Raw genomic sequence first — 5,888 nt, 5'->3', positions numbered from 1 at the left:
GCGCCGAGACCAGCAGCGCCGCTTTCTTTAAATCCGTCAGCGCCTCTGACAGCAGCGCCTTCTGCGTCTGCACATCTGCCAGTTCAGCCCTCGCCGCTTCTGCCGCGCTGCGTAACGCTTCAGCCAGTGACCGCGCCTGCTCCAGCTGGCTCATCGCTGCCTGCATCTCCAGCACCTCACCCTGCGCCCTGGCCTGCCCGTCAGCGCTGATAAATATCCCTTTCTGCGCCCGTATCGCGCCCCAGCTGTCGGTTCTGAGCTCAAACCCCTCGCCGCGCTGCTGTTTCCCGCTGTCGACCAGGTGGCCGAGGTTCAGCTGGCTCTTCCCGCCGTACTCCGTGCTGACCTTGATGTGCTCTTTTCCGCGCTCGTCATCGAGGCGGATTTTGTTGTTCGCCGGGGTACGCAGGACGTTGCGTTTGTAGTTGCGGATGGTGACGTGGTCGCCGTGCGCCGAGTCGTGCAGCACGCCGGCAATGTACGGCCGGTCCGGGTTACCGTCCTCAAAGCCAATCGCCACTTCGGTGCCCGCCAGCAGCGGCAGGTGCAGACCGTAAGTGTCCCCTGCATACGGACGGGACTGGCGCACCCACAGGCTCTCGAAGCCGGTTTCCCAGTTATCACGGTCAAACAGCATGTTGACGCGGTAACGACCGTCTTAATCGATATGCCCGTAGGTGTCATTTTCGGTGGTGCTGGTGACGCGGGCCGGTAAGGTGCCAGCCATCACCGGGCGTGAGCCAGGCTCAGGACGGAAACTAAAATCCGCGCTGTCCGGGATGCCGTCAAAATCAACCGCAAAGTCCTTATCACGGCGGGCATACGTGTGCATCACCGTGATGACCACGCCCTGCGCAAACACGTCGGCCACTTCATACCCGCCGGTAACTTTCACTACCTGACCCGGCGAGAGGGTCGGACAGCTGGTGATGCCATGCGCCCGGGTCTGACCATTCAGGTAGCGTTCGTGACGAAGGCGGGCATAAAACGCCCCGGACTCCGGGGCCGGGTTGCGGTCACAGGTGCTGCCCGGCGTCAGGTAGTTATCCGCCCAGTGATAGGCATCACCGTACGTGGTGATATCCCCGCGGGTCGCATCCACCAGGGTGTTCATGTCCTGCGTGGCCTGACGGTAGTTGTAGTCCCGGGTGCTGACCTGCTTCTGCACCACGTTGTGATGGCATTCCATTCCCCAGACTGAATCCACGCCTTTTGAATGCTGGCCCGATGGCGGTACCGACGGCAGCGTCAGACCTTTTTCATACCCCTGCTGGCTGTCGTAAAACTCCACCACGTCAATGTTGAGGCGCGTGTCGGTGGTGAAGCGAAACCAGATGCCGACCTCACCCAGCAGGCGGGTGATAAAGTGCAGGTCGTCCTCACCGTACTGCATCACCTGTTCACGGCGCGGGTATTCTTTTGACAGCGAGAACAGAAAATCCTGACCGCGCATACCGTGGCGCTCGCGCAGGATTTTTTCCACGATTTGCGGAACCGACATGTCCTGGTAAATGGCGTTCTGGTGCGAGCGGTCGAGCAGCGCCAGACGTGGCCGGAGCATCAGGGCGTAGCGGGTTTGATCTTTTGACGTGCTGAGGCGTTCAAAACCGGTCACCATGCCCTGAATGGTGCGCACGGCCTGCTGCACTTTAATGCCGTAACCCTGGTCTAACGGGGCCTGCAGAGTCAGCGAACCGGGCTTCATCAGCATCGCCTCTCTGGCGACAGCGTGGTCACTGCTGGTGAATTCAATACGATAGCGGAACGGCGTGCTCAGGGCCTCATCGCCTTCAAACGCCAGCACGTCGAGCGCGGACTCACAGCCTTTAACCACGAGCAGGTTATGGTTATGGTTGAATAACAACGTAGCAGGGTTTGTAGTCATTAGAATCCCTTCAAATGATCAAATTAAACGAATGTAATTTACAGTTAATTACGACACAGATTAACAATAAACAATTTAATACAGATTGAATTTATACTATTGATGATTTAATGAGCACAGTACTCTACTGTCGACATCTTCCATAGTGTAGTAAATATCATTACTTTTATATAATATACAAACACATTTCTTACGTCATGATATTTTCGTTTTTCCCAACATCAGAGAATGGTACGTTTACGCAGGTGAAGCTCTTTTTATTAAAATCAATACACCCCATCTGAAATAGAATAAACACTCTTCTTCGGAGAGCTTTAACTAATAACCAAACCATTTTTGACTTCGGTAAAGGATATGTTTTTGCATTTATACAAGACCATCTCTGTCCAAGAAGCCCCATATCTAAAATAGTTCCTTTATAAGTTGTCTGGTTTATTAATGGCATCGCGCAGCGCCTGCTCTCTTAACTGCACCCGTTGTTTACATGAGGATGGATAGAGAGGTTTACTTTCAATTTTAAAATCATCAATAAAAATCATATCGTGAAGTTGATTGTTGAATGACTCGGGAACGTCAATCACATAGCGCCCGATGCACTGCGGTTTGGTCTGCGCAAACAAACTATTTATCACTGGACTGTCCTTCTGCACTGGCGTGGATGCCGTAGCCTGGGCAATAAAAAACAAACCGGCAGCCAGTGATGATAAAGCCATATATTTACAGATACATTGCATGGTGACCACTCCTGCTCAGCATGCCTGGCTGGCTCTCCGGAAGAAACGAAAACCATTCCAGGCACCCATCTTGTTTCTTCATTTATAGCGCAGGGAATTCACCAGCCGGTCCCAGATTTCTATCATCTGTGCTTCGCTGTAGCTCGTTTTTTTATACTCGCTGGTGAGTCCAATGCTAAATTTTGGCTTGTCTGCGGTAGCATCACGCTCATTGGCTTTAAAATCAAAATCATAAAATGTATTCTTCTCATCTTTCCCCGTTACCGTATCTCTCATGGTTTGAGTACCACCAAACAACCATGACTCCGCGGGAATACCGTTCGGTGAGAGTGCCACTTTCTTTATGGTGTACTGATTTGACGTTTTAAGTGCCTCATTAATTTGTGCACTACGGTTAAACAGGGTGTCCTCAGAACCAGGATATTTATTATTTGTATACACCCCTAAAATAAAATCATCATTTTCATACTGGAAAGTAATTTTTTCAACATGCTGATTACCATCATCCCGGATAAACCCATTTGGAATACACACACCTTTAACCGACGGAACATCCTCATCTTTTCTGCCGCTAAGCCGTGATATCAGAGACTGTAGAGCCACCAGCTTAGCTGGTTTCTCATTCATTTGAGCCTCGGTAAAACCCGCTTTAATGTATGTTTTTTTCCTTTCTCTATATTTAGGACTGGATAAATCAAGTATTTCCGTCGTAATAATAAAAGCGGTCATATTGACAAATACATGTGCCTCTAAAACTCTTCCGAGATCGTCTTCTCCTGAAATATTTCTGTCAAAGATAATTCCCTTGTCATCAGGCAGCTCAATTTTTTCTTTTATATACGGTGCATTTACAGACTCATTTCCAGGTTTATTAATGGCATCGCGCAGCGCCTGCTCTCTTAACTGCACCCGTTGTTTAAATGCAGGTAGAAAGAGAGGTTTGCTTTCAATTTTGAAATCATCGATAAAAATCATATCGTGGAGCTGATTGTTGAATGACTCGGGAACGTCAATCACATAGCGCCCAATGCACTGCGGTTTGGTCTGCGCAAACAAAGTATTTATCACTGGACTGTCCTTCTGTACTGGCGTGGATGCCGTAGTCTGGGCAATAAAAAGCATGCTGCCCGCCATAAGAGATAACGCTGTAAGCTGTCTAACGGTCTTCATGGGTTCGGGATCTCCTGGACCATTTTCACAATGGCTCTGAGAGTAAACTGCAGGGCTGGCCTGGCCTGAATATCCTTCATGCTGCTGACGTCATAGGCTCCCTGGTGGTCCACGTCGATAGCCAGAACGCTTTTGATTTCGCTGTTACGGCAAATGGCGCTCAGCGACTCCACCGGCACCGTGCCATCCCCAGCGGTTTTTGATGAGTTGATCACATACATCTGAGAACGATTAAAAGGAAGGGGGATCTCTCTGTAGTTGTTGGGTAGCTTTCTGTCACTATCATGGCTGTTTTTCGGGTAGGTAATGGAGGTTTTTTGCCATGTCAGCGTGCCATCGGAGGCGATATTATGCCCATAGAAAACGTAAGTATTAGGATGATAGCCCCTACTATCCATGAAAGAAATAAACTTGCGGACAGGCTTATCAACTAAATGTACGTAGTTAGTCCAGTTACTCTGACTCACCGCCTCGTCCTTATCGATAATGTCGGACTCATACAGGCGATACCACAGCGTCTTGTTGAGGTAAATCTCCCCGAAAGGATCCCCGGCTTGCGGTAGTTTTACATCGCTGCCGTCTTCGCCAGCCCCTTCCACGCTCAGCCAGGGCGCTCCGGAAAGGTATTTCGCCGAAGGTAAGAGCTGAAGCGGCGCGGGAGCCTTGGCCAGGACCGGCATCAGCTCTTCTGCGGTATTACCCAATACGGCTCCGGCCATGCCTTCCTGTTTTGCGCCAACCTTCATGCGGCGGTACGCTGCCGGTGAGCCAAGATCGGGGATCACCCCATGCACTATACCCAGAATCTTATCTTTTGCGCCCAACACCTGGGACGCGTAACGCGCCACCAGCCCGCCCATGGAATGGGTAACGATAATGACTTTTTCCTGCCCGGCGGGAAAGGGCATACCGTGGCCGCGCTCATTTTTGTAGAGGCTGATAGTCCTGTCGATAAAGGCAACCAGTCCTTGCGCCGAGGTTTTATTATCCTGAAGCCAGTTATAGCCATAGACGTGAACCGGGAATAAAAAGTTCTTGAAATGGTTCAGTTCCTGCTGAGTCAGGATGGATTCGCCGGTAATTTCAGTATCTATCCCTTTAGACAGCGATTTGCCAACCAACTGACTTAGTACCCCATTTTTCTCCGACGTTGATTTACCATAGTGAACAAGATCCTGCTGCCAGTCATCCAACAGCGCCCCCTGGAAAACGCTTATAAATTTACCGTAGCTGAAGGATAAAACCTCTCCCCAGCCCCGCTCCCGGCGGGTTGTAAATATTTTTCCGTCATCGGAAAGCGGAGAATAGAGGGTCTGGTTAATATCCCCGCGATTGTCCACCTTAGTAGTGTCGGGATTAAGTAACTCTCTTCGTTCAGTACCATCCTTGCGTGCCCATTTAAGAAATACGCCTCCCAAACTATCGCCACGCCAGATGTCATTTTCCTTTCCTTCGTCAGTTCCCATCAAATTGGTCCCCATCACTCCAGGAAGGAAGATAACGGGGATCGCTTTGACAGGAGGCTGCAGCAAAACAGCTTTAGCATTCTTTGATTTTTTCTGATTCTGTATGCCAGGCCAGTAGACCTTTCCATTGTCATCCCATTCTGGTTTTATGTAGATCGTCGAGGGACTGCTCTCATTACCTGTCGTATTTTCTTCCGTCATGAATTCTGTCCTTTTTCCGTTCAGGAAAATAATCTTCAGAAAGACCTTCGTGACAACCAACACGGTGCTTTCCCCGAAGATATACTTCGAAATAACGCAACGCCTTATGTTTTATCCAGCAAAGAGGCGTTGAGAGAATCGATATTAATATTATTCTGCACCGCAGTGGCCCCTGAAGCGGAGGTTGCCAGACTTTGCTGCGTGCCATCCGCACCTGTTAAACCCAACGTCAGACCAGCCACCGGCGAGTCATCCGATAACCGCCTGACTTCAGGCGTTATGGCAAATTCGGCGTTTTCCCAGCACTGCATTGCCTGACTTATGCTCTGCCCACCAAACTTCTGCCACACCGCCCCGCGCTCGATGATTTTGTCCGGCGCCGCACACTCCACCGTTCCGTCTGCTATCCGGATATATCCTCCGCCGCTCGTC

At 50.3% G+C, this 5,888-nt stretch carries 2 protein-coding genes and 3 pseudogenes; all 5 read right to left on the bottom strand.

Going from position 1 to position 5,888, the window contains the following annotated elements:
- Positions 1-1,885, bottom strand: a pseudogene (locus tag APT89_RS00050) (type VI secretion system Vgr family protein); the annotation flags it as partial.
- A 422-nt stretch (positions 1,886-2,307) separates the two neighbouring features.
- A pseudogene (locus APT89_RS00045) lies at positions 2,308-2,598 on the bottom strand (T6SS immunity protein Tli4 family protein); the annotation flags it as partial.
- Between the two features lie 99 nt (positions 2,599-2,697).
- Entirely contained in the window at positions 2,698-3,789 is a 1,092-nt protein-coding gene (locus tag APT89_RS00040; RefSeq protein WP_045631656.1) for a T6SS immunity protein Tli4 family protein, read from the bottom strand.
- A complete protein-coding gene (locus APT89_RS00035; RefSeq protein ID WP_060571550.1) occupies positions 3,786-5,456 on the bottom strand; it encodes an acetyltransferase in 1,671 nt (556 codons plus the stop codon). The genes APT89_RS00040 and APT89_RS00035 overlap by 4 nt, the downstream gene beginning before the upstream one ends.
- A 104-nt stretch (positions 5,457-5,560) precedes the next feature.
- A pseudogene (locus APT89_RS00030) lies at positions 5,561-5,888 on the bottom strand (DUF2345 domain-containing protein); the annotation flags it as partial.

The sequence above is a fragment of the Enterobacter sp. 50588862 genome (assembly GCF_001462935.1).
GTDB classification, from domain to species: Bacteria; Pseudomonadota; Gammaproteobacteria; order Enterobacterales; family Enterobacteriaceae; genus Enterobacter; species Enterobacter bugandensis.
The sequence above is the reverse complement of the archived record's forward strand: the minus strand, read 5'-3'. Positions and strand labels throughout refer to the sequence as shown.

Coding starts and splice junctions, on each gene's coding strand:
- APT89_RS00040 (WP_045631656.1), bottom strand. CDS start 3,789: ATGAAGACCGTTAGACAGCTTACAGCGTTATCTCTTATGGCGGGCAGC.
- APT89_RS00035 (WP_060571550.1), bottom strand. CDS start 5,456: ATGACGGAAGAAAATACGACAGGTAATGAGAGCAGTCCCTCGACGATC.